Consider the following 25158-nt stretch of genomic DNA (forward strand, 5'->3'; position numbering starts at 1 on the left):
TCAATCCCACTCCCGTTTCAATGTCTCTATATCTTTCACTTTTACAGAGGACCGGAAAAACTCAATCACTCCTTCATCCCGCATCCGTCCCATTTCACGGGAAAGAGCCGTGCGGGAAACATTCAGAAAATCAGCCAGTTCATGCCGGCTGAGCGGTAAAACAAACACTTTTTTTCCGGTTAATTTATGCTGTTCCAGCAGGTAGGCGCTAATTTTGCCGCGCATGCTTTTAATTGCCAGGTACTCTACCTTGCGATTCAGCAGCAAGGCTCTTTCGGAAATAATGGACAACAGATTTCGAATCAACCGGGTATGGCATTCACAGGCATTGCCGCAGCCTTCCGTAATTTTGGCCGGCGGCAGAAACAGGACGCTGCATTCCGTTTGCGCAAAAACGGAAGCAGGCCAGAATGGTTTGCCGCTGAACGCGACCATTTCGCCAAACATGCCGCCGGCCTGCAGCGATGTCATGACAATCCGGCGGCCGGCGGCATTCTCTTTCGTCACCAAAGCTTCTCCCGCCAGGATAATTCCCAGTCCCGTAAAAGCCTCTCCCTCCATGGTAATATAAGTATTCTTTAAAAACGTTTGCATTTTCGGCTGTAAACAGGCCAGCATCGCTTCGATCTCCGGAACCGGAATTCCGCCAAACAGCGGTGAGTTCTGCAAAACCTCCCCCAAGTTACCATTCAATATTGGTTCCCCTCCCTTTGGTAGCCATGGCTACCGCTTTTTTATTTTTATTGTAATACAATAAATTTGGAAAAAACAAGTCAAGTTGATGGGAGGAATGGAAATGATCCGTAAAATCGTGAAAATAGATGAAACCAAATGTAATGGCTGCGGTCTTTGTGTCACGGCCTGTCAGGAAGGAGCTCTCCAACTGGTCGACGGTAAGGCCCGCCTGTTGTCCGATTCATATTGTGACGGCCTTGGTGCTTGTCTGCCCGACTGTCCTACCGGGGCCATCACTGTCGAAGAACGGGAAGCTCAACAATTTGATGAAGCAGCGGTAGAAACACACTTGGCTCGGCAGAAAACACAATCTGCGCCGTCCGCCATTCAAAGCGGCTGTCCCGGCCATAATGCCAGACTGATTACCCCGGCGCCGGCAGCTGCGGCCAAGGAAAGTTCAACTGCCGCTGCCTCTCAGCTCCGGCAATGGCCGTGTCAAATTCAGCTTGTACCCGTTACCGCTCCTTATTTTGACAATGCCAACTTATTAATCGCCGCCGACTGTACGGCCTATGCCTATGCCAATGTGCATGCCGACTTCATGCGGGACAAAATCACCTTAATTGGTTGTCCCAAATTAGACCATGCCGATTATGCCGGAAAATTGGCTGAAATATTGTGCCTGCACGATCTGAAAAGTATTACCGTGCTCCGGATGGAAGTTCCCTGCTGCGGCGGCCTGGTAAATGCCGTTAAGGAAGGGTTGCGGCAAAGCGGTAAAATCATTCCCTGGCAGGTAGTTACCATCGGTACGGATGGCCGTATTGTGGCCGGGTAAACGTTAGTCAGTTTGCGTAAGCAAAAAATAATATAAATCTTAAGGAGGAAAAAAATATGTCAGACATGTTTTGTTTTCAATGCGAACAAACTGCGGGAGGAAAAGGCTGTACTAAAATCGGTGTCTGCGGCAAAAAACCGGAGGTGGCCAACAAGCAGGATGAACTGACCTGTGCTTTGATTGGTCTGGCCCGTGCCGCCGCTCACGGCACGCCGGACGCAGCGGTTAACGAACTCATGCTGCAAGGTTTATTTACCACCGTAACCAACGTCAGTTTTGATACGGTGCCCACCGACGCCCTGATTGGCCGCATTCATGCCGAAAAAGAAAAATTAGACCGGCAGGCTCAGGATTTTCCCGTCGCCGAATTATGGAGCGGCAACGAAGACATTGTTTCCCTCCGTTCCACCTTGCTGCTCGGCTTGCGGGGCATGGCTGCTTATGCCTTGCATGCCTCCGTGTTAGGCAAAGAAGATCCGGCAGTCACTGCCTGGTTTTATAAAGGGATGCGCGCTCTGGGAGAAAATCACACAGCCGAAGAATGGCTGGCCCTGCTTATGGAATTCGGCCAGGTGAATCTGGCCTGCATGGCGCTCCTGGATGAGGCCAATACCTCTGCGTATGGCCATCCCGTACCGGTCAAGGTTCCGCTTAAAATTGAAAAAGGCCCGTTCATCGTGATCAGCGGCCATGACCTGCATGATTTAAAACAACTTTTGGACCAAACCGCGGGAAAAGGAATCAATATCTATACTCATGGGGAAATGCTGCCGGCTCATGCGTATCCCGAATTGAAAAAATATCCGCATTTAAAAGGCAATTTCGGTACGGCCTGGCAAAATCAGCAAAAAGAATTCGACCAAATTGCCGGTCCGGTTTTATTCACTACCAATTGTCTCATGCCGCTCAAGCCCTCGTATGCCGACCGCATCTTCACTACCTCGGTCGTCGCCTATCCCGGACTGACCCACATTAACACCGTAAACGGCAAAAAGGATTTCTCCCCGGTGATTCAAAAAGCGCTGGAACTGGGCGGTTGGCAGGAAGACCGTTCTTTCACCGGCATTAATGGCGGTACGGAGGTAACAACCGGATTTGCCCGCAATACTGTTTTAGGAGTCGCCGATAAAGTAATTGACGCCATAAAAGCAGGCGCAATCAAACACTTCTTCCTGGTTGGCGGCTGTGACGGCGCCAGACCGGGCCGCAACTACTACACCGATTTTGTTAAAAAAGCGCCGTCCGACACGATGATCCTTACCTTAGCCTGCGGCAAATACCGCTTCAACGACCTCAATATCGGTGAAATCGGCGGCATTCCCCGGATCCTTGATATGGGCCAATGCAATGACGCCTACTCCGCGATTCAGGTGGCGCTGGCCCTGGCCAAAGCCTTTGACTGCGGCGTAAATGATCTTCCCCTGACGCTGGTACTGTCCTGGTACGAACAGAAAGCAGTCTGCATCTTGCTGACCCTGCTGGCGCTCGGCATAAAAAATATCTATATCGGTCCCTCCCTGCCGGCTTTCCTCTCAGGCAACGTATTAAGCATTCTGGTGGAAAAGTTCAACCTGAAACCAATCACAACGCCGGAACAAGACCTAAAAGCCATTCTTGGCTAGGATAATTCCATAAAAAACAGAGAGTCTCGTCCTTTATTAGGATGAGACTCTGTTTTTTTAATTTTACTTTGTGGCTGTAATTGGGAAAAATATTGTCGCTATAAGTTCGGGGTGCGAAATGTGGGTTTAGTCGCGGCGGCCGGTTTAAACCGGGACGGGAAATTCAGATTCGAAGCAACGCCGGTTCCCAGACTCACCGCCATAACTACCAGACACAGCGCGGCTATGTGATGCCAGTTCAATTGCTCATTCAGCCATACGGCGGAAGCGAAGACTCCCACAATCGGGGAAACATTCTGAAACAGAGAGGTCGTGGAAGCTCCGACTTGTTGAATCCCCATATTCCACCATAAGGCTCCCAGCGCCGTATTGACCAAGCTGGAAAAAAGCAGCACGGCGACAGACCCAAAACCCGCTGCATTTCCGTAGGTCCATACCGGATTCATCATGATACCCAGCAGGACTAAGCCAATGGATGCCAGAGCATGGCTGTAGGCGGTCACTACCAGTGGCGGAACGGACACGGTACTCTTCTTGACAAATAAGGAACCAATAACAAAAACAATCATAGCAACCAGGATTAACAGGTCACCGGCAGGGGTCGCTGTTCCCTGGGCATTGCCGTAAACAACCAGGGCCACACCAGAAAACCCCAGGGCAATTCCGGCTCCTTTCGCCCAAGTAAAGGCTTCTTTCATCAGATAGCTGGCAAGTACCGTCGTAAGCAACGGGTTTAATCCTAAAATAAGTACGGCATGGGTGCCGCTGGTAGCGGCAACGCCTAAGCTTAATACAATCTGGTGGACAAAAATGGAAAAGAAGGCCACGCCGGCTACAAAAAGCCATTCCTTTCCAGATAACCGGTAAAACCCGTACTGGCGCCAAACAACCGGCAGCAACAGGCCGGCCGCCAGGGACAGGCGAATTGGCGCCAGCGCCAGGGGCGGAAAAAAGCGCAGCAGATACTTAATCATGACTACATTAATTCCCCAAAGAACAACTACCAGCAACAACAGCAGATATATGTCACGACGTGAGCCTCTTGCCGTTACGATAGGCCACTCCTCCTAAAACAACAACCCTTATCACGATAAGTTTTATCATAACATACGTTTGACAACGAAAAAAGCTAAATCTGTTATTTTTCCTTTTGAGCAAGCTCTTTTTGAATGATGAGGCTCATGGAAGTTGAAACATACCCGTTAAATAAAAATTTAAGGTGAGGATTATGCTTATAGGGCGGAGAGTCGACGAAACGGTCCGCTTCTCCGTCACCAAGAGTAAAATCAATATCAATCGAGCATCCCCGGCGTCGTAAATTTTCGGTCATTTCTTCAAAATCGCATTTACGGAATAATACACTCGGCAAATAATCCATTGTCGCTTCATTGGAAGAAACGTTATATTCCGTGGTATGAACCGCGAATCCCCCCGGCTTTAAGCATTTAACCATATTGTAAATAAACTGCTTGCCGTTTTCGATGGAACCAAGGTGCTCAAACGCACAGGAGGACCAGCAAAAATCAAAACCTTCCAGGTCGCCGGGGATACAATTCATATTCACTGCCCGGAAAGAAACATTGCGCCGGAAACTTTCCTCGTCGCAAAGGCCCAGTTCATTCAAGGCTTCCATCCCTGCCGCGTGCTCTCCCGTAGCCACCCAGTTTGCACCGGGTTTTTGAGCGCTCTCCAGATCTAAATCCGTTGCCACAACCGTACAGCCCAGGCTTGCAAATAATGCGGCCAGCGGCTCCCGGCCTACGGCAAATCCCAGTCCTTTCCGGCCATTTTCCAGCATACCCCGTTCATAGAGCGCCTGGCAAATAAAACACCATTCCCAAATTTTCCGGTGCATACGCATTTTAGGCTCACCCATTTTTTCACACCATAGCTGAAAATCCGGGCTTGCCAATTGTTTTTGGGTACATACACAAGATTGGAGGCGTGTTTCCATTTTCATCCCACACTTTCCTGTTATCCCACTTTCGCATTCCTTTGTCATTCGGCAATCATTCTATTGCCGTTATAAGTTCAAAGTGCGAAATGCGGGTGTCATGGTAACGTTTTATACCAATTACCATGTAAAATAATGTCAAGCAATTGACCTGCCGATTGTTTCCACGTAATTCCCGGTCTGGCAGCAGGCTTGAGACATCCCGGCTGGTTAAGCCACTGCTTTAGCATATCAGCCAGATATTGCGGGTCATCCAGTGAAAAATACGTGGCATATTCACCGGCGACTTCCCTGAATACCGGAATATCACTGCATAAGACCGGCAACCCGGATTGCGCCGCTTCCATCAACGGCAGGCCAAATCCTTCGGCATTGGAAGGAAACAGCAAGGCGGCGGCATGGCGGTAACAGCAGAGGATTTCCGCATCAGTCGGATTGTCAAACCATATTAACCGTCTCCCGTATTCCGGATGAGAGAGCAGTCGGCCGGCAAAATCTTTACAAACCCAATTGTTCCCGGCAATCGCCAGTTTTACGTCCACACCGGCATCCCATAACCGCTCAAATGCAGCCAGCGCAAACGCATGACCTTTACGCGGGGCAATGGTGCCAACCATCAGGAAAAGATTCCGGCTTTTATCATTAAACCACTCCGTTACCTGGGGCCGTACGGCAGCTTCCGCCGGCAAAACCTGAATATCCGCTCCCAGATGGAAATAACCAATCTTTAAATCCTGTTTATGAACAAGACCCTGCTGCTGAATATAAACCGCCAGTTCATCGGCCACGGTTCTGGATATTGAGACCAATCCGTCACTTTCCCGCACAGCCGTTTCGAGCCAGTGGGAAAATCGGCTGTCGGCACAGGAAGGAAATAAGACCGGCAGCAAATCATATACCACCGTATAAATACGGCCTCGCAGCTGCGTTATTTGCGCAATTACTTCCCGGCAATCATCATAGTAAAGCCAGGATGCATCGAGCAGTAAAAAAATATCATTTTCCTCAAGCTGCAGGCACGCGTCCTGCGCATCGCTCAGGGGAACCGGACCAGCCGGAAAAAGGCGCCCGCCCTGACAGGGATAAAGCTTGCCTTTTGCCGAACGCACCGGCATAGCGTGCCAGCCTCGCTGCTCCTTTTGGCATAATTGGGTTGTAATGTTTTTTACTACTCGTTGGATTCCACCGTGATTCCGGGCCTCAATTGTGAAGCTCACATCAATTAATAGCCGGGACGGTTGAAACGTTGGTATGCTGGCAATGGCAAAGTCCGCGATCTGTTCCAGCTCTGGTTCCGGAAATGGATGCGGCGCCAAAGCTTCACCCAATTCGGCTACCAACATGGCTTGCTGTTTATAAATCTGCTGTTGAAGATTTTTTTCAATAGCAACTGTATATTGAGCGGCAACCCGGCCGGGATGCTGGTCTATATCAATCCATTCCCAAGAAAGGGGAACCCTTTGTTTATAAAACCATTTCGCCGGTTCTTCCGCCCGCCGGGAATGAACAATAATCCCCAGTGCCGTATCGGGAATAGAACAATTATCCGGATACTCTGGAAAGAAATCATGCAGCACCACAATTCCGGGATGCTGCTGTAGCAACTCGTACGCCGCTTTAAGATCCGCCGGGTTTCCCAAGGGATAAATTGTGATATCATAGGCTGCATGGCGCTGGTTGAATTCCCGGCAGGGAAAGATAGGAAAGTTATCAATAATATATTCATCTTTGGCCAAGGAATCATCCATAAACAAATCAATTTCATAATAGCGGGCCAGTTCCGGCAATATTGATGCCGCGATAATAAATTGAGAGCCGGCAGTAAAAAAAAAGCAGGCCATTTTGCGCCGCGGCAAATATTGGGCCGTTATCATCGCGTTACGCGGCTGGCTCCGTTCCCGCGCTTCCTCAAACGCCGCCAGCGCTTTCGCCGCCGAGCGGTCCCAGTTGAACTCCCCGGCCCGTTTAGCGCTCCAAGCCTTCAGATCATTCCGGTAACCTGTGTCTGTCAGTCCCCGGTACAGCGCTGCGGCAATCGCATCCGGCCGTTTCCCGTCAAACAACGCGTCCTGGCGGCCCACAATTTCGGGAATACTGGAATTATCGGCTCCTAATACCGGTGCGCCGCAAAACATGGCTTCCAGAATTGGCAGGCCAAAACCCTCGTAGAGTGACGGAAATATAAATAACGTGCACAAATTATATAGCCTCACCAGGTCCTCTTCCGGCACAAAACCGGCAAAAGCGATCTCCCCTCCGGCCAGTCCTTCCCGGGCGGCATAGGCTAAGAGCGCGGATTGCTGCTCTTGATTCATACCGCAGACAATCACCAATTGATAGCGCCGCCGGATCCCTTCCGGCAATTTTGCATAAGCGCGGACCGTTCCTTCAATATTCTTGCGGTAGTCAATACCGCCGGTATATAAAACAAATTTCTCTTTTATTTTATATCGCTGTAAAAATGACCGGACCTCTCCGTCAGAAAGAGTAAGCGGCCGGAAATGAGCATCCGCCGCTCCGGATATGGTCACAATCTTTTCCGGTAAAATTCCCAGATACTGAATCGCATCTTTACGGGATGCTTCCGAAATTGCCAGAAGCAAGTCACATTCTCTAATGATCTGCAGCCGGTTCCGGTACCACCTCTTCATGGCATTGTCCGGTAAATAAAGGTCACTCATAATTAAGGGAATTAAGTCATAAAGCGTGGCGGAAAAAATTATCCCCGGCAGCCGCGAAAGCCGTCCGGGCACGACCGCTTTACCGCCATAGCCTTCAAATACGCTGGATATATGCAGAATATCGGGACGCAACTGGGCATAATGATGCCGTATCAAAACCTCCGCTACGGGACGGCGGTAATCGTCCGCTGAACCATAGGCTTTATCCGGATAAGGAAACTGATAAGAACTGAATTTTGCCGGCGCAACCAGTTCCTTAAACTGGTCTTTAACCGCTTTAACCTGGTCTTCATACAGGGCGTTCAAAACAAACCGGACGTCGTGATTTTCCTGCTGCCCGGCGATCGCCTTGGCTAAGGCCAAAGAATAACGGCCAATCCCCCGGTTATGAGACCCTTCGGTTTGACAGGCCTGTAAATCAATAACAATTCGCATACCTACCCCCCAGTCAGCCATTCAGCTTTTGCCGCCGGCGGTCAACATCCTGGCGCAACCGTTCCGTCAGCAGGGAGACCTGTTCCGTCTTTTCTGCCTGTGCCGGCCATAGCGGAGCCATAATATGTTCCGGACGGTGAAAATAAAACTCATGCGTTGTCTCTTCCTGCGGTTGCAGCAGCCGGTCTGTTTTGGATTTTTGGCAAGCTGATTCCGCATAGCGCTGATATCCATCAAAGAAATTAGGTGGAGCATAAAAATGCGGTTTCAGTTCAACCGCTTTTTCATTGGCAATATAGAAACGGTTTAGTCCGTCAAAATAAACATATTGATAATCACTATCCAGCAGAATGGATTCCCAATCCGCATAATTCTGCATCTGGCCAAGCGGCAGCGTAGCCTCGACCAATACGATCCAGGGACGATATTGCTGAAAGTTCATTCCCTGCAGGACTTGCTGCTCCGTTCCCTCAACATCTACTTTTAAAAAATGAATTGACTCTTTCACATATTGCCGGCAGATGGTAGCCAAAGTCAGCACCGAAACCGTACTTTTTACAACCGGCCAGCCGTTTTGCCGGTGCTGCTCCGCAATCGCCCCGTCCAGAGTTGACAATCCCGAATCCGGTATCTCATAGTAGGGAAAAAGACCGTCTTTGGCGCCGGCAGCGATCGGCAGATTTATATCTTCCGTACGTACTTGACACAGACGCTGATAACATGGATACGCCGGTTCCATATTGATGCCGCGCCAGCCGTGGTCATAAAACGCTTTCGTCACGGAATCAACGACGGGATCATAGGCCCCAACGTCGATATAAAATCCTTGGGGAAGAGTTTTAAAAATACGCCATAACATAACATCTTCCAGGTTTTGCGCATAGGATACAAACTTCACCGCTAGCAACCTCCATATACTTTTAAGAAAGACTTCTGCGTGGTCTTTCAGCTCTTAGCGCAGGGCTCAAGGCGCGGGGTTTGAATCATCGCCGGCAGCGATAAGATGATGGATCGCTTTTTTGAGATTTGCTTCATCCAACGCAGACAATTCCATTATATTCTCGCAAAGTATTTGCTTTTTCCAATGCAGGCTTTCCAGCATTAAACATTCCATAAATTCATTTTCCGCCGCCGCTTTTACGGAATCAGGCAGGCCGGATTCCAGGATTACCCGCCGCATATCCCGCAGCAGACCGGTGCAAGGCTTAGTTACCGATTTCAGGCCGGGTTCAATGGAAGACATATACTGATCAAGCGGTTTTACGACAAAACGATAAAAGAATAGTATTTCGGGAACCTTTACAACTTCTCCCAGCAGCGTCAATTCCATTAACAGGATAATATCGGGACCGAATTTCGGCTGCACCAGACTGGTTTTTCGCAATATGTCCGACCGGATTACCCCGTAAAGGATAAACCCTCCCAGATAGGTCATCAGCCGGTGAACCCGTTGAACGGCATCCATCCCGGCCGTCTCGGCAACAATCTGAAGTCCCAGTTTGTTGCCGGATTGGTCCATATGCTGGGTATCGCAGGTGCACATTATAGCAGCCGGATTTGCTTCCAGCCGGGTAACACACTTACCTAAACAGGACGGCTCCCAAAGGTCGTCGCAGGCTGCCCACATAAAATACTTTCCCGCCGACATGTTGAAAACTTTATTAAAATTTTGCGCCGATCCCAGATTGCGGCCGTTTTGATATAAACGGACCCGTTTATCGCAGACTGCATATTCCCGGCATATTGTAAAAGTGGAATCGGTGGACGCGTTATCGGCGATAATCAGTTCAAAATCACCATAATCCTGCGCCAGAAGACTCTCCACCGCTTGCCGTAGATATCTCTCCCCGTTATATACGGGTAATCCGATACTAACTACGGGTATCTTATTGTCCAAGTTAAATTTATGCCTCCTTCGGAAACTACGTTTAAAACAGGCGTTTAAGCCAGGCCTTTGGCCAATTCGTGACCTCTTCCGCTAATTGGCTCTCATTAAAAACCCAGGCAGGCCGTTCACAGATAAATTCAGGATGAATTTGCAAAAACTCTTCAACGGCACTGCCGGGATTATCCCATTGCCACTCCGGATTGCCGCGCGGCGTATCAAATAATTCCTGCATGATTCCATCCGTTACTATAATATAGGAACCCGGCGAAACAAGCGGTGCATAGGCTTCCAATTCGGCGGCCACATGCTTTTGGGTATGGCAGGAATCTAAAATAACCGCCACCGTCTCTCCCGCCTGCACATTGCTTTTTACCAACGTTAGAACAGCCGAAGCGGTCGAATCCCCTTCGATCAGCGTTATATAGGAGGCAAGTTCATGCTCCTCAATGGCCCGCCGGTTGTGCGGCCTGATATCAATGTCAATGCCGACCACCCGCCCGTTTCCCATCACTTTACAAAGGCCGGCATAATAAATCAGGGAACCGCCATGAGCCACTCCGGTCTCAATAATGACGTCGGGCTTGATACGGTAAAGCACTTCCTGGATCCGGACCATGTCTTCCGGTAATTGAATAATCGGCCGTCCCAGCCAGCTGAATGTATACTCATACTTTTCATTCCAGCCGATTTTTACCCACCAGCGGGATAGCAGTTCAAACGCTTCCCGCGAGTAAAGCGGTACACTGTATTCCCTATTGTCATTTTGACAGCAAACGGTTTGCAAATCCGTATCAATTATCAGTTTCATAGTCATTCTCCATTTCTACTAAAACAATATTCGCCGGCAAGTCGTTAAGCATGGCCATAACCTCTTCCTTATAATTTGGATTCATTAAAATAACCGACGAAATCCGGCGCTCAGCCAGCGCAGGAATACCCACAATCGGGTGCCCGGTTCCCGGCAAAAAATTTCCTTGTTTTTTCGGATTTATGTCAACAACGCACTCCAAATACTTACCTTCCGGATCCATTAGATTGACAAAAGTGACGCCCTTGGCTCCCGCACCCCAGACGGCAGTTTTTTCTCCCCGGATTAACTTGCGTTCTAGAATATCACGCCATTTTGCTATAAAAGACCGTTCCCGGAGAGCAAACTGTTTTACTAAGTCCACGAGCGGTTCCGCCGGCTGGACAATGGCTGTTTCGTCCGGAGCAATCACGGCTTCCAGCCAGAGGTATTGGCCGTTAAACTTGCGGCAGACATTCCTGACTGCAAAACCGGCTGTTTCCACCGCCCTGGCCAGGGAAGCCGCCGTAAAATAAGAACAATGTTCATAGAAAAAGTCCCAGTAAGCCGCATTGTGTAAAATCCAGTCAACGGCGGGAGTTTCCAGGAAAAGACGCGCCCGGGGTGAATGGCTTAGGGCTTGGTGGATTGACGTCAATAAGGCAACCGGGTCGGCAACATGCTCGATAACATGGCGGCAGATAACGAAATCTGCAGCAATACCGGCGAAACCGGGCCCATAATACGCTGCCAGAAAAGTAATTCGCCCGTCCGGCGTGGTTGCCGGCCCGCGGTAACTGGGATCAAACCCATAGCCGGAAATTCCCGTTCCCCGCTCAACAAGCCGCTTTAAGAAGCTGCCCTGGCCGCAGCCAACTTCGATAACCCGGCAGTTCTGCACTTTTTGTTCCTCAATTAAATGCCCAATTAATCCGTCAATATAATGATTGAAAAAGGGGGAACAAAGCTGCGAATTTTCGTAATTCTCCCCATAAACCAGTTTCGCCGGTTCAAAGGTACTGTTAAAGATAAAGCCGCATTGGCCGCAGCAAGCCAGCGTCAAGTCTCCCCGCCCGGTTCCCCGGGCCGCATCCTGACTGTTCCATAACAAATGTTGGTGAATGGGTACATTGGGGCGCTGTAAAAAATCATTCGCCCGGGACCCGCATACCGGACAAATCAAGCTTCGCTTCATTTTCTCCTCCGCTCAACCATTTCAGATGCTGCCTCCACCAGTCAATGGTTTCCTCCAATCCTGAATCCAAATTATAGCCGGGGTGCCAGCTCACTTCCTGCGTTAGCCTGCGAACATCGGCCACTACCAAAGGCGGCTCCTGGGGAGAAACCGGCAGCCTTCCCAGTTTGACCCGGTCTGCGCCCCCGGTTTTGCCGGCAATCCGGCTAATGATTTGGCTCAGCCGGACAGGCTGCCCCGAAGCAATATTTACCGGTCCCTCTACATTGCTGTCCAGCAAAGTTACCAGTGCGGCGGCGACATCCTTTACGTATAAAAAATCGCGTATCTGGTTGCCATGAGTACAGTTTGCCTCCCGGCCCTGCAGCAAGGAAGATATGACGGAAGCCACTAAACGGCGGGGGTGCTCATGGGGACCATAGAAAAAAAAGACCCGGCCCCAGGCACTGCTTAGTTCCCGTTCCCGGCTAAACCGGGCCAGCATTTCCTGCAAGCTGTTTTTGCAGCATCCATACAGGGTGGCCGGTCTGGCCGGGGTCACCCCTTCGGAGCAAAAACCGTACGACCAGTCATATTCCGCGCAACTGCCGCAAAATACAGTCCGCTTGCCGCCATTGGCCGCAAAATTCAACAATAAGCCCAGGCTGGCCTGAACCCAGGAAAGATTCTCCGGTGACGACTCATATTCTCCCGGGGCGGTGCACCAGGATAAATGCAATAAATGGCTGGGAGCAACCTCCATTACGATTTTTCTTACTGCCTCCCCGTCCAACAGATTGCACTGGCGCCAGTATACTCCGTCCTGCCGGTGATAAGGCAAATCGGCAGACCGGTAATATATGGCATGCACTTCATAGTTCTTTTCCAGCAAGCTGGGAATGGTTTGGCGTCCTATAAAACCGGCCGCCCCGGTCAGCAAGATTTTCTTCATGACCAATACGCTCCATAACTCTCGTCTTTACGGGAAATCATTTCAACCGGAATTGGCCACTGAATGCCGAAAGCCGGGTCGTTCCAGCGCACGCCTTTGGTTGCTTCCGGCTGATAATATGCCGACATCTGATAAAATACTTCCGTATTGTCGGCAAGGGTGATAAAACCATGGGCGAACCCTTCCGGAACGTATAGCATTTTGTTATTTGCCACCGCTAATTCCACGCCAAACCACCTGCGCCAATCCGGCGAGTCCGGACGCAAATCAATAATTACGTCATAAATTGCTCCCCGGGTACAACGCACCAGCTTGGCTTCCGCATAGGGAGCGGCCTGATAATGCATTCCCCGCAGGGTTCCCTTTTTTTTATTAAATGAAATACTGCACTGGACCAGTTCCGGATTTAAGCCCTGTTCAACAAATTCCCGGCGGCACCAGGTACGGGCAAAAAAACCCCGTTCATCGGCGTTCGCCTCATATTCGACAAGAAAGGCCCCTTCCAGCCCGGTCTTATGAAAAATCATTTTAAAACACCTGCACTTCCGGTATGGGAACGATAAACTTTCCTCCCCAGCTGCGAATTTCTTGCAGTTGTGCTGCAATTTCCGTCTTTAAGTTCCAGGGCAGGATGAAAACATAATCCGGCCTGGTTGCGCCAATCCTTTCCGGGGAAAAAACCGGAATCCGGGTTCCGGGCAAATACGTTCCTTGTTTATAGGGGTTGCGGTCGACAGTATAATCTAATAAATCCGTGCGTACCCCGCAATAGTTTAATAAGGTATTCCCCTTGGCCGGCGCCCCGTACCCGGCTATCGTTTTATCCTGCTCTTTAATTTGGATGAGAAATGTCAGCAGGTCCCGCTTTACCTTTTTTATCTTCTCGTCAAAATTCCGGTATGTTTCCAGACTGGCAAGACCCTGCTCCTCTTCCTGACGGCAAAGGTCCGGCACGCTATGGCTGACGGTCCGCAGAGCATCCTCCTGATGACAGGCAAAAACCCGCAGTGACCCGCCATGGGTAGGCAGTTCCTCCGCATCAAACAATTTAAGGCCATGTGCCGCCAACAGATTTTGCACAAAACGCAGGGTAAAGTAGGAAAAATGCTCATGATAAATTGTGTCGAACTGGTTGAATTGCATCAGCTTCAGCAAGTGCGGAAACTCCATCGTAATCAGGCCGTGAGGTTTTAAAATCATTTTCATCCCGGCAACAAAGTCATTTAATTCCGGTACATGGGCCAGAACATTATTTCCTATCAGCAAATCGGCCGCAATTCCCTGAGCGGCCAATTCCGCCGCCAGTTTCGTACCAAAAAAACGTACTAACGTAAGGATTCCCTTAGCCGCGGCAACTTCGGCAACATTAGCCGCCGGCTCGATTCCCAGAACCGGTACTCCGTCTGCCTGGAAATACTGGAGAAGATAGCCGTCATTGCTGGCGATTTCGACAACCAGGGACTGTTTGTCAAGGGGAAAACGGCGAATCATAGCAGCGGCATATCTCCGCGCATGGTCAAGCCAGCTGGCCGAATAGGAACTAAAATAAGCGTATTCCGAAAAAATCCGTTCCGGCGCCTCAATCTCTTCCAGTTGCACCAGCAGGCATTGTTCGCATACATATGCATGCAACGGATAAAAATATTCCTTTTTATTTAAGTCCGCCTCGCGGATAAAACAATTCGCCAGCGGCGATAATCCCAGGTCGGCAAAGGTATGTTTCAGGGGAGTGCCGCAAAAGCGGCATTTTTTTTCCATGCTGCTCTCACCTTTTCAATATTTTCGGGATTGCTCATCTTCCCACTGCCACCGACTGATATTCCTCAATTTGTTGAAAACAAAGATCCCGCATTTCCTGCTGCTCCATATAGGCCCGCAGCCACTCCACCGTTTTTTGCAAGGCCCACTCAATATCCCTTCGCGGCGCCCAGCCCAGCCGGCTTTTCGCCTTAGCGCAGTCAAGCTTTAAACAGCCGGTTTCATGGGGAAGATTCGCATAAACCATATTAGCTACCGCGTCACCTCCCCATAATTGGTAAAACCGGTTAACGACCCATTGGACCGGTTTGGCATCGGCGGCATCCGGACCGAAATTCCAGGCTTCAGAATATTGCGGACCGTTTTCATACAGCATCCGGGCCAAAAGCAAATAGCCGCCAAGCGGTTCCAGCACATGCTGCCAGGGCCGGATTGCCTGCGGATAACGCAGACTGATCGTTTGCCCCCGTATGATTGCCCGGAAACAATCGGGAATTAACCGGTCTGCGGCCCAGTCACCCCCGCCGATCACATTGCCGGCCCGGGCCGAAGCGATCCCCACGCCGTGCTTCGAATAGTTGCCGGGATGAAAAAAGGAGTTCCGGTAGGAAGCCGTAATTAACTCGCAGCAGGCCTTGCTGGCGGCATAGGGATCATACCCGCCCAGGGAATCATTCTCACGATAGCCCCATATCCAGGTTTTATCCTCGTAACATTTATCGGAAGTTACACTGACGACCGCCCGGACCTGGTTGTTGTTTCTTACCGCTTCCAGCAAATTTACCAGTCCCATTAAATTGGTCGCGTACGTTTCCGCCGGGTTTTGATAGGACATTCGCACCAGGGATTGCGCCGCCAAATGAACCACAATTTCCGCCCGGGAATCCCGCAGCGCGCTCTCCAAACAGCAGGCATCCCGAATATCCGCAATATGAGAAACCATCAATCGATCCAGTCCGCATAACGCAAACAAGCTGGGCGTAGTCGGCGGTTCCAGTGAATAACCGGTTACTTCCGCCCCTAACCGGTAAAGCCAAAGGCAAAGCCAAGCCCCCTTAAAACCGGTATGTCCCGTAATAAATACTTTCCTGCCGCGCCAAAAAGCCGGGTCTGTCATCATCAATCACCCTGATCCCAAATTTTCCAGGGCGCTTTGCCCTTCTGCCACAGTTCTTCCAGATAAATTTTGTCGCGCAGCGTATCCATAGGACGCCAAAAACCGGTGTATTTATAGGCTGCCAATTGACTTTCCCGCGCTAAACTTTCCAACGGTTCATACTCCCACGTGGTTTCATCCCCTTTAATAAGGCGGAATACCGCCGGCTCTAAAACAAAAAAACCGCCGTTAATCCAGGTATCATCGCCGCGGGGCTTCTCCGCAAAATCCACCACCTTGTTCCCTTCAATGCTTAACGCGCCAAAACGTCCCAGCGGCTGAATTGCCGTTACGGTTGCATGCGTTCCCTGCTGTCTGTGAAATTCGATTAATTCACGGATGTTAATATCGCTTAAACCATCCCCATAAGTAAAACAAAACGTTTCATCGCCAATAAAAGACTGAACCCGTTTCAGCCTCCCGCCGGTCATTGTCGTATCACCCGTATCAACCAATGTCACCTGCCACGGCTCGGCATAATTCTGATGCACTACCGTCCGGTTTGACTGCATGTTAAAAGTAACATCCGACATATGTAGTGAATAATTGGCAAAATATTCCTTGATCATGTACCCTTTATAACCGCAGCAAATAATAAAATCATTAATACCAAAAAAGGAATATAACTTCATAATATGCCAGAGAATCGGCTTGCCGCCGATCTCCACCATCGGTTTAGGCCGGATTTGGGTTTCCTCACTCAGCCGGGTACCTAACCCTCCCGCCAGAATAACGGCTTTCATATTGCTCCCCCTTGCTCACCGGCATCGGCTGCTATGCATACTGTAGTATATGACCGGGTGGTAAAACGGTGAGCAATGACAGAAAAATTACTTTCCGGTGTTCAGGCACATTCATAAGGCTCCCGCATAAGATGGTATGACGAAATGTTAAAGGAGTGCGTTATGAAAAAAGCGCTGATTACCGGAATAACCGGCCAGGATGGAGCCTATCTCGCCGAACTTTTATTGAATAAAGGGTATGAGGTCCATGGCATTCAGCGTCAGTCGTCGGTGCCGAATACCGAACGGATTGAACATTTATACCGTAATTTTGTCAAAGAGGATCCTAAGTTGTTTTTGCATTTCGGCGATTTGACGGATGCCGCCAGCCTAAATAACATTGTCCAGGAAGTGCAGCCTGATGAAGTTTATAATCTGGCGGCGCAAAGCCATGTTAAAGTTTCTTTTGAAGCGCCGGAATACACAGCCAATACCGATGGGCTGGGAACGCTCCGGCTGCTTGAGGCCATCCGTTTGGCGGAACTGGCCGGAAAAACAAGATTTTATCAGGCCTCTACCAGCGAACTGTATGGCAAAGTCCACGAAACCCCGCAGCGGGAAACGACCCCCTTTTATCCCCGCAGTCCTTATGGAGTGGCAAAGCTGTATGCCTATTGGATCACTGTAAACTACCGCGAATCATATAATCTGTTTGCCTGCAACGGCATCCTGTTTAATCATGAATCGCCCCTGCGGGGGGAAACATTTGTCAGCCGGAAAATTACCAAGGCGGTCGCCAATATTAAATTAGGGCTGCAGGATACGTTGCATCTGGGAAATTTAAATGCCAAGCGGGACTGGGGTTTTGCCGGCGATTACGTTCGCGCCATGTGGCTGATGCTGCAGCAGGAATTTCCCGATGACTACGTAATCGCCACGGCGGAAACCCATTCGGTCCGTGAATTTGTGGAATTGGCTTTTGACGCGGTTGGAATCCGGCTGCTTTGGCGGGAAGAAGGCATTAACGAAACAGGCATCTGTGCGGATACCGGAAAAACCTTGGTAAAAGTGGATCCCCGTTATTTTCGCCCCGCCGACGTCGACCTTTTGTTAGGAGACACTGCCAAGGCTACCCGGCAATTAGGCTGGAAACCGACCGTCACCTTCCCGGACCTGGTGCAAATAATGGTACGGGAAGATTTAAAAAGAGCGGTCCCAAAAAAACCTGTATATTGACAAAAAAACCAAACCATTTATCATCATTTTCCTGCGCTGCCGCATACAATGTACTAGAGCTTTCTCTAACATTTTGTATTTAAAAAAAGGAGGATCTTTATGGCCACATTAAAAGAAATTGAAAGGGTCTTTGAGTGTGAAGGCAACACTACCGTATTCCCGCCCTTTCCCACTACGCTGCCGGCCGGCGGTACGGTGCCTCTCTGTTCCATAATCGTCTGCTCGCACCGCGCTGCCTATCTGGTACGGGCCATCATCAACTGGAGCGCGACCTTCACACCCCTTGCCAGTGCGCTTGCCCTAACTTCCGGCGGATTTGCCCAGGTAGAATTCGACCTCTTACGGGACGGCGTAGTCATTGAACGGGTCTTCCAAACGGCTCCCCAGGTGGGATTCGGGGTCGGCATTCCTTTTACGACCGCATCTACAACCTTCGAAATCGCCGCCATGCAGATTTTGGATACATCCTCGCTTGTTAGTGACCCTCCCCTTTCCGTATTTGAATTGCGCGCCACCAATGTTATTCTGACGCCACCGCTTAGTACTGTCGGTACTGTCATTACACCGGTTGGAACGACAACTGCCGCAGTCGGCGCTGTGTCGCTGGTCGTTGAACAAATTGAAGCTCGCCGGAATGAATCCACGCAGGCAGAATAAGCACAACCGCCAAAAGCACAACCGCCTGGTTGTGCTTCTTTGTTTTTTATTATAAATGCGCTATAGGTCATTCACCGAAAATAGTTTAACGCTGCCGGCCGGCCACTTTTTCAGCCGCACCACGGCGTTGGAGACATTGGAATGGGAATTGCCGAAAAAAGCGTTGCAGCGCAAAGCCAGATAGGTGTCCTTTAAGACTTCGGCGCCCATACGTATTGCTTTAGTCCGATCCGGGTCATAGATGGGAATTTCACCGCGGGTGCGCCGGCAGTGGGTGTAAATAAGCCGTTCTTTAAATACGTTCCTGTATTCGGCTAAAATGGTTTCCGACTCGGTCAGTAAAAAAATAAAAGTATCGGGATTTTGCGCCAGATACCTTTCTATTGCCGGATAATACAGTTGGTTAATCCGGTGTAAATCAGCTATTTCCGTGACTTTATCGCTGGCCCGCACATGAACGGCCAGAATATGCCGTTTTTGCATATAGGCGTCGTAAAAAGCATCCATTTCCCCGGCGAGGGACGGCTGCAGTGTAATATATTTAGAAAAGATATAGCGATAAATGCCTTCCGGGCCGGTTCCACAGGCCGGATGTGGTTGCTGCAGCCAGGATTGGACCAAATGGACCGGAGCCCAGCCTAAAACCATAACTTCTTCCGTCCTGGCCAGCATCTCCTCCATTGGATACCACCACGCCGTTATAAATCGGGATGTTTCCTCAGTGATTAAATTATCCGGATTCCACATCGCCGGGCAGACCCGGTAATCCGGCCGCATTAAATTCCGGACGGAATAAGCGGATACGGGCAGAAAAAACTGTTCAAAAGCGTTTACCTCATCCGAACCTCCGTAAATACTGTTTTTTCCCCAATAAACAATAGGAATTCTTCCGGCCATTTCCGCAATGAGCAGCCCGCCAACCACATGCTCCATGTCAAACCAGAATCCGGCGCCACGTGCTTTTAAGAGTAAAAAACGGTTCTCGTCCGGCCTCACTCATCTCAAACCCCCTCTCTCTGCTATGATCCCGCAACCGGTTTTACTTCAACCCAGGCTTTGACCATCTCACCAACCAGTAATTTTACCAGTTTTAATTTATACACACGGCCGTGCAGTTGAATCAGCTGACGGTCGATCATTTCCCCGATCAGGTCCGGGTCGGCATATTTTACCTCCTTACCAATCAAGATAGCGATTCTGGCTTTGATCGCTTGTTCCAGCGCCGTTTTATCCGGCAGTTCACCCTGATAAACTAACTCAACCTGGGCATCTTTAATTAACAGTCTGTTTTTATTGGTCCCTTCTTTTAATTTTGCCAGATGCAGATCTTTCTCACGAATTTCATAAGACAGTTGATGAATCCGCTCATAATATTGTTCATTCCGGTAACTCACAAAGGTAAAAATGCCGAATGCCCCGGCAATCAGACCGAACACGAAACCGGTAAAAAAGAAAATAACAAAAGCAATTTTTCGATTCATTTTTCCCATAAGGCACCACAGATTTTAAGGAGTTGAATAATACCGCAGCCGGTATTGGCTCCGGCTAATGCGGCCGATATATAGAGCACGTGTTTTGTCATGCCCCGTATTTCTCCTTTTAAAATACCTTGCTCCAAAACCTCCAGGGAGGAAAAGGTACCGCCTAACGCAACAGCTACCGCCCAGATTTTTAACGATGCCGCTACTTCCGCCATGGTCTTAATTGGGGGCTGGTTCATAAACAAGGCTGCCATACCGGCAAACAGGCTGGCCCCTACAATCACCCCGCAGGCAATCGCAAAGTTATACATTAGGGTATTCCAAAAACCATGCATACCATCTCTCACCGCCTTTAATGAGGCATTTGGTACAATGTATGAGCCAATCCATTTTCTAATTCTAAGAAAGACCCAAAGGGTCTTTAAGCAGGAAGACAACGCTTGCTTCGGGTAACCGATTTCAGGTCTTACTCATAGGTATATTGCGAAATGCTTTCTTGTTACGCTGCAAAAGGAGGTCCGCCAATTGAGAAATGTTCCGTTACGCCAATTTGGCAACCGGGTTATTTACCGCAAATTAATTGACTTGCAAAATCACAACATATTGTTTCTTCTAATCGACGGCTCAGCCGTCTTTGGCCGCATAGCCCGCATTGACGGCGATACAGTCAGTGTTATTTCGCCGTGTAATGTGAATTACTTAGCGCTCGGTCCGGACGAAGCCGACAACTGCGACATGACCGCGCCGGTTCCGGTGAGTCAGGTGCTTATTGACATTTGTGATATCATTACGTTTGTCGAAGGACCGTTTACCCCTTCCCCCCGTCCTGTTACTGCCCCGTTGACCCAGTCTCCCCTTCCGAATGACATACCTGCAGGTCCGCCAATAATGCTAAGCCGGCAGTACCGGCTTATTGAAGAACTGGAAGAACTGGAAAGCCAGAATCTGGCCCTTACAGTCCTGAAAGGCTGGGTTATCGGTGGCCAGTTGAGTGAGGTATTTGACCGGATTGCCTTATTTACCAGGGCTTCTATCGATTCTACCCCCCTGCTGCTAAGCGGCAGCCTGTCCTTTTTCGGTCCGGCCTTTCCGTCGGGAGTCCTACATCTGGCCGGTGCCTTCCGGGCCTGGGTCAATCTAAAAGGATTAACCCGGGTAATACTGCCCCGGAATTAAGAAAAACCGCTGACGCGGTTTTTCGGCTCTTGGCTCTTGGCGCAGGGCAGGGATAGTAAAAAGAACTGCCGACGATCGCCGGCAGTTCTTTTTATTTTTTTAAAGAAAGTATATCCTTGGCAGACTCAAAGAGACTATGCCGGTAGATGATTTCGGACTGGTTTCCCCGCGCCCTGAGCCCTGCGCCATGGACCGAAAAACCGGCATTAGCGGTTTTTCTTATTATTGCTTCCAGTTATTCAACAAATAGCGTTCGGCTTCGGCGCACCACAGGCCCCGGTTGCGCTGCGTGATTTCCGCCAATTTGGCAAAATGGGGATTGCTCCGGCCTTTGGCGGCAAACTCGTCAATGGCCGTTAACTCCATATCAATGTTGGTATAAATCAATTTTTTCCCTCCCGGAATCTCGGGCAATTGCAGCGTCGCCGCCGCCGCGCTGTCCAGGCCGCCAATATGCGTAACCATCACGGCGGGATTGATCGCGCCCGCTTCCGTCAGCCGCAAAGACTCCAGCATGTCATTGGTGTTTCCGCCGGTTGTTCCCATAACGTGGCTCGAATTATAGTGCACATTATAGAAGTTGCAGGCGGCGGAGAAATTGACGTCCGTGGGCCCGGCAAAGAAATTCAGGCAGCCGTCCCGGCCCAGTATCTTATCCCCCTGCTCCACGACCGGCTTGACCGGTGCAAAAACAAAAACATCATCAAAACCGGTCCCGCCGGTTAACTCCCGCAGATAGGCCACCGGGTCCGCCTTGTCGCCGGTATTTACGAACAGAAGCTCAATTCCCTCTTTTTTCGCCTCGTCGGCCGGAAAGATGGAACGGGCCCGGGCGAGCCGCGACTCATCCACATCAGAAACTATAATCAATCCCGGTCTGCGGTCACAGTGCAGCGCGTAATCGACCGCTCCCAGTCCCATTGGGCCGGCGCCGGCCAGGATAGCCAGCTTGCCGCCTTCCACAATCCCCATCTTATGTTCGTAACTTCCCATGGTGGTATGATAGGAGGCGTGAAAAGCACCGATAATGCAGGACATGGGTTCCGCCAGCGAAGCGTCATAATAGGACTCGCCGTTGTATTTTAGCAGGCAGCCCAGTTCCATGACTTCCTGCGGCATAATAATATAGGTGGCGTCGCCGCCGCAATAGCGGTAGGAGTAACCCGGCGAATCCATACTGCCTTTATAATTCAGGGCCGGTTGCATGGAAAATTTCTCGCCCGCCTTAAACTGGTCCTTCCATTTGGCGCCGACCGCCACAATCTCCCCCGCCATTTCATGACCGACAATGACCGGATTTTGGGCTACATCCTTCGGCACCCTCTTATGCTCCGGCCCCAAAATCGCCGCTTTATAAGTGGACATACAGATACTGTCGGATACGACCCGGACCAATATTTCATCATCCTGCAGCGCCGGCAGTTCAAATTCCTCCAGCCGCAAATCCTTTTTGCCATATAAACGTACTGCTCTCGTTTTCATTTACATTCCCACCTCTATCTTCGTATCGTCAAGCAAATATTCCCAGGTGACCTGCTTTTCCAGCTCCTGAACCGCTGCCAATGAACTGGGCTCCGTACCGGCGGTCATTACATTGGCGGTCCCGGCGGCTACGGCCAGGCTGATCGCTTTTTCCCAGGAGTAGCCGGCATCCAGCGCATAAGCCAGGGCAGCCACCATGGAATCTCCCGCCCCGACCGTACTCTTTACCTCTACGCAAATGCCATGCGCCCAGATAGCGCCATCCTGATTTACAAATAAGGCGCCTTTTTCCCCTAAAGAGACCACCACTACGGCGATGCCGTACTGCTGCATGAGCCGCCGGGCCGTCGCGGCAATTTCCGGCATGGTATTGATCTTCCGGTCCAGCCAATTTTCCAGTTCATGAATATTGGGTTTTATCAAATAGGGTCCGGCCTCGATTCCCTGTTTAAATAACTCCCCGTCCGCATCCAGAATCGTCCGGGCTCCCGCTTTATTCACCGCTTCAATCCATTGGCGGTAAACATCAGCATTCACATTGCGGGGTACGCTGCCGGAAAATACGACGACGGAATGAGCGTCCAAATCGCGCAAAACCTTCTCTTTCACCCGTTCCATGTCCCCGGCGGTTACTTCCAGGCCGATCTCATTAATATCGGTGTTGGTGTGCTTCGTCTGGTCCACCACTTTGAGATTGGTTCTGGTTTCCCCGGGAACGAATATAAAATCATTTTCAATACCGGCCTCATCGAGGTATTGCCGGATATACTCGCCCGCTTTTCCCGCCAGAATCCCTACGGCCCGGCTCCGGCCATCCAGGTTTAACAATACCTTGGACACATTGATCCCTTTTCCTCCCACATCCAGCCTGACCGATGAAATCCGGTTGACACTATTAACGGCAAAACTGTTAATTTCAACAGTCTTATCAATCGCAGGATTTAATGTAACGGTTGTAATCATTGTTCTTTCCTCCGTGAAATTTCTTTACTCATTTTTAAGAGTAAAAAGGTCGTAGATAAGATTCACATCACCGGTAGTCCGTAAAATTTCCGTAATGTTATCTTCTTCTTCTTCAATGGCGGTAGCAATATTGGCAAGAATACTTAAGTGTTCATTGCCCGCGCCGGCGATACCGATGACCAGATAAGCCATTTCATCACCGAACGGCACCCCTTCAGGATATTGCAGGACGACCATGCCGGACTGGATAATTTCCTCTTTGGCCTTACCAACGCCATGGGGAATGGCAATTCCCTTGCCGATGTATGTGCTGAGGTCATTTTCCCGTTGGATCATGGCTTCAATATAGTCTTCCTTTACATAACCGCCCTGCTGCAGTAACCGGCCGGCCTGGCGGATGGCTTCATACTTGTCGGTACCGGCCAGTCCTAGTTTGATATTCTTCTTGCGCAATATCGGATTTTCATCATTGGAATCGTCTGCTTGCTCAACCGGTTCCGTTGCGGCAGGCTCCAGGTGGTCAAGCAGGATTTCCATCACCTGATTTTCAATAAAATCACGCACCAGAATATGTTCGGCCTGGGGAGCAGCCTGTTTCGCCCTGCCGGCTAATTTTTCATGGGTAACAACAATTTCCGCGTCGGCGGGAATGTCTTCAATGGCGCAGTTGACTACTTCCAAAGAAAAGCCGGCTTTTTTCAGCCTGTTACGCAAGGCGGTCGCCCCCATGGCACTCGAACCCATACCGGCGTCACAGGCAAATACGACTTTCCTGACGTTTTTCTTTACCGTTGTTTTTACCGGGGTTCCTTTGAGTTCTTTGACCCGTTCCTGCGCATCCGTCAGTTCTTCATCGTCCATTTTGGCGCTGGCCCGTTTCACAAACACGGACGCAACTAAGAAGCTAACAACCGTGGATACCAGCACGCCCGCCAGTACACCCAGATAACCGCCTTTCGGCGTCATGGCCATCAGGGCAAAAATGCTTCCTGGCGACGGAGTCGCCACCAGACCGGCGTGGAAGGTGACAAAGGTCAGGACACCGCTGGCGCCACCCGCGATTACCGCCAGAATCAACAACGGATTCATCAATACATAGGGGAAGTAAATTTCATGGATACCACCCAGGAAGTGGATGATAATGGCGCCGGGCGCCGATTGTTTGATCATTCCTTTGGAAAATACCCAATAAGCTAACAGAATGCCTAAGCCCGGACCCGGGTTCGGTTCCAGCAGGAAGAAGATGGACTTGCCGACTTCTTTCGCTTGCTGCACACCGATCGGGCTTAATATGCCATGATTGATGGCGTTATTCAAAAACAGGATTTTGCCTGGCTCGATAAAGATGGATGCCAGCGGCAGCAGTCCCGCCGCCACGATGGATTCCACACCGCTTTTCAGTATGTTGTTTAACGCCAGCACGACCGGTTCAACGCCCGTATAGGCCAAGAGCGCCAGCAACGCGCCAATGATACCGGCAGAAAAGTTATTGACCAGCATTTCAAATCCGGCCGGAATTTT

The 25158-nt window shown here is 50.1% G+C and carries 24 protein-coding genes; 5 read left to right on the top strand and 19 right to left on the bottom strand.

Translation table 11 applies throughout. The features are described 5' to 3' along the window. Nucleotides 1-693, bottom strand: a complete 693-nt coding sequence (locus LUCIF_RS01880; RefSeq protein WP_122626177.1) for a Crp/Fnr family transcriptional regulator — start codon at nt 691-693, stop codon at nt 1-3. A 103-nt stretch (nt 694-796) separates the two neighbouring features. On the opposite strand from LUCIF_RS01880, the gene LUCIF_RS01885 reads away from it, so the two are divergent. Both LUCIF_RS01885 and hcp read left to right on the top strand, forming a co-directional pair. Continuing rightward, nucleotides 797-1513: an ATP-binding protein gene (locus tag LUCIF_RS01885; protein WP_122626178.1), complete on the top strand. Its 717-nt coding sequence runs from the start codon at nt 797-799 to the stop codon at nt 1511-1513. Nucleotides 1514-1569: 56 nt separating this feature from the next. Next, nucleotides 1570-3135, top strand: a complete 1566-nt coding sequence (hcp, locus tag LUCIF_RS01890) for a hydroxylamine reductase (RefSeq protein ID WP_122626179.1) — start codon at nt 1570-1572, stop codon at nt 3133-3135. A 98-nt stretch (nt 3136-3233) separates the two neighbouring features. Here hcp and LUCIF_RS01895 read toward each other — a convergent pair whose 3' ends face one another. The 12 genes from LUCIF_RS01895 to rfbF form a co-directional block, all read right to left on the bottom strand. Next, nucleotides 3234-4148, bottom strand: a complete 915-nt coding sequence (locus LUCIF_RS01895; protein ID WP_207856839.1) for a DMT family transporter — start codon at nt 4146-4148, stop codon at nt 3234-3236. A 125-nt stretch (nt 4149-4273) separates the two neighbouring features. Further along, a complete protein-coding gene (locus LUCIF_RS01900; protein ID WP_243638646.1) occupies nt 4274-4990 on the bottom strand; it encodes a class I SAM-dependent methyltransferase in 717 nt (238 codons plus the stop codon). 197 nt (nt 4991-5187) lie between these two features. Next, entirely contained in the window at nt 5188-8205 is a 3018-nt protein-coding gene (locus LUCIF_RS01905; RefSeq protein ID WP_165865848.1) for a glycosyltransferase family 4 protein, read from the bottom strand. 13 nt (nt 8206-8218) lie between these two features. Beyond that, nucleotides 8219-9103 carry an FkbM family methyltransferase gene (locus tag LUCIF_RS01910; protein WP_122626181.1) on the bottom strand — a complete coding sequence of 295 codons (885 nt, stop codon included), beginning with the start codon at nt 9101-9103 and terminating at the stop codon, nt 8219-8221. 66 nt (nt 9104-9169) lie between these two features. After that, nucleotides 9170-10102 carry a glycosyltransferase family 2 protein gene (locus LUCIF_RS01915; protein ID WP_165865849.1) on the bottom strand — a complete coding sequence of 311 codons (933 nt, stop codon included), beginning with the start codon at nt 10100-10102 and terminating at the stop codon, nt 9170-9172. A gap of 31 nt (nt 10103-10133) precedes the next feature. Next, nucleotides 10134-10901 carry a cephalosporin hydroxylase family protein gene (locus LUCIF_RS01920; protein ID WP_122626183.1) on the bottom strand — a complete coding sequence of 256 codons (768 nt, stop codon included), beginning with the start codon at nt 10899-10901 and terminating at the stop codon, nt 10134-10136. Further along, a complete protein-coding gene (locus tag LUCIF_RS01925; RefSeq protein ID WP_122626184.1) occupies nt 10885-12075 on the bottom strand; it encodes a class I SAM-dependent methyltransferase in 1191 nt (396 codons plus the stop codon). The genes LUCIF_RS01920 and LUCIF_RS01925 overlap by 17 nt, the downstream gene beginning before the upstream one ends. Then, nucleotides 12029-13006, bottom strand: a complete 978-nt coding sequence (locus tag LUCIF_RS01930) for an NAD-dependent epimerase/dehydratase family protein (RefSeq protein ID WP_122626185.1) — start codon at nt 13004-13006, stop codon at nt 12029-12031. Before LUCIF_RS01930 ends, LUCIF_RS01925 begins: the two co-directional genes overlap by 47 nt. Then, nucleotides 13003-13533 (bottom strand): dTDP-4-dehydrorhamnose 3,5-epimerase, encoded by a 531-nt coding sequence (gene rfbC / locus LUCIF_RS01935; protein WP_122626186.1) that lies wholly within the window; start codon nt 13531-13533, stop codon nt 13003-13005. Before rfbC ends, LUCIF_RS01930 begins: the two co-directional genes overlap by 4 nt. Nucleotide 13534: 1 nt before the next feature. Beyond that, complete coding sequence (locus LUCIF_RS01940; protein WP_122626187.1) at nt 13535-14764, bottom strand: class I SAM-dependent methyltransferase; 1230 nt, start codon at nt 14762-14764, stop codon at nt 13535-13537. A gap of 34 nt (nt 14765-14798) precedes the next feature. Then, on the bottom strand, nt 14799-15884 hold the full coding sequence (gene rfbG, locus LUCIF_RS01945) for a CDP-glucose 4,6-dehydratase (RefSeq protein ID WP_207856841.1): 1086 nt from the start codon (nt 15882-15884) through the stop codon (nt 14799-14801). Then, nucleotides 15884-16663 carry a glucose-1-phosphate cytidylyltransferase gene (rfbF, locus tag LUCIF_RS01950; RefSeq protein WP_122626189.1) on the bottom strand — a complete coding sequence of 260 codons (780 nt, stop codon included), beginning with the start codon at nt 16661-16663 and terminating at the stop codon, nt 15884-15886. The genes rfbG and rfbF overlap by 1 nt, the downstream gene beginning before the upstream one ends. A 162-nt stretch (nt 16664-16825) precedes the next feature. On the opposite strand from rfbF, the gene gmd reads away from it, so the two are divergent. Together gmd and LUCIF_RS01960 are read left to right on the top strand one after the other, a co-directional pair. After that, the gene (gmd, locus tag LUCIF_RS01955; protein WP_122626190.1) at nt 16826-17878 is read left to right on the top strand and encodes a GDP-mannose 4,6-dehydratase; all 1053 of its coding nucleotides are present in this window, start codon (nt 16826-16828) and stop codon (nt 17876-17878) included. A 99-nt stretch (nt 17879-17977) separates the two neighbouring features. Continuing rightward, entirely contained in the window at nt 17978-18535 is a 558-nt protein-coding gene (locus tag LUCIF_RS01960; protein WP_122626191.1) for a hypothetical protein, read from the top strand. 60 nt (nt 18536-18595) lie between these two features. On the opposite strand, the gene LUCIF_RS01965 is transcribed toward LUCIF_RS01960, so the two are convergent. Genes LUCIF_RS01965 through LUCIF_RS01975 form a run of 3 tightly spaced genes read right to left on the bottom strand, consistent with a single transcriptional unit; the run spans nt 18596 to nt 20327 of the window. After that, nucleotides 18596-19531 (bottom strand): O-fucosyltransferase family protein, encoded by a 936-nt coding sequence (locus LUCIF_RS01965; RefSeq protein WP_122626192.1) that lies wholly within the window; start codon nt 19529-19531, stop codon nt 18596-18598. Between the two features lie 23 nt (nt 19532-19554). Continuing rightward, on the bottom strand, nt 19555-20016 hold the full coding sequence (locus LUCIF_RS01970; protein WP_126720563.1) for a sporulation membrane protein YtrI: 462 nt from the start codon (nt 20014-20016) through the stop codon (nt 19555-19557). After that, nucleotides 20013-20327 carry a YtrH family sporulation protein gene (locus tag LUCIF_RS01975; RefSeq protein ID WP_207856843.1) on the bottom strand — a complete coding sequence of 105 codons (315 nt, stop codon included), beginning with the start codon at nt 20325-20327 and terminating at the stop codon, nt 20013-20015. Before LUCIF_RS01975 ends, LUCIF_RS01970 begins: the two co-directional genes overlap by 4 nt. Before the next feature lie 214 nt (nt 20328-20541). Here LUCIF_RS01975 and LUCIF_RS01980 point away from each other — a divergent pair, with 214 nt between their 5' ends. Then, nucleotides 20542-21192 (top strand): hypothetical protein, encoded by a 651-nt coding sequence (locus LUCIF_RS01980; RefSeq protein ID WP_122626195.1) that lies wholly within the window; start codon nt 20542-20544, stop codon nt 21190-21192. Between the two features lie 222 nt (nt 21193-21414). On the opposite strand, the gene LUCIF_RS01985 is transcribed toward LUCIF_RS01980, so the two are convergent. The 3 genes from LUCIF_RS01985 to LUCIF_RS01995 all read right to left on the bottom strand — a co-directional run. Continuing rightward, nucleotides 21415-22674, bottom strand: coding sequence for a zinc-binding dehydrogenase (locus tag LUCIF_RS01985; RefSeq protein ID WP_122626196.1), 1260 nt, complete (start codon nt 22672-22674; stop codon nt 21415-21417). Continuing rightward, nucleotides 22675-23637, bottom strand: a complete 963-nt coding sequence (pfkB, locus tag LUCIF_RS01990) for a 1-phosphofructokinase (RefSeq protein ID WP_122626197.1) — start codon at nt 23635-23637, stop codon at nt 22675-22677. It lies immediately after the preceding gene. Nucleotides 23638-23661: 24 nt separating this feature from the next. Next, on the bottom strand, nt 23662-25158 hold a 1497-nt coding region (locus LUCIF_RS01995), incomplete at its 5' end, for a PTS mannitol transporter subunit IICBA (protein WP_122626198.1).

The sequence above is a fragment of the Allolucifera butyrica genome (assembly GCF_900476375.1).
Taxonomy (GTDB): Bacteria; Bacillota; Negativicutes; order Sporomusales; family UPPP01; genus Lucifera; species Lucifera butyrica.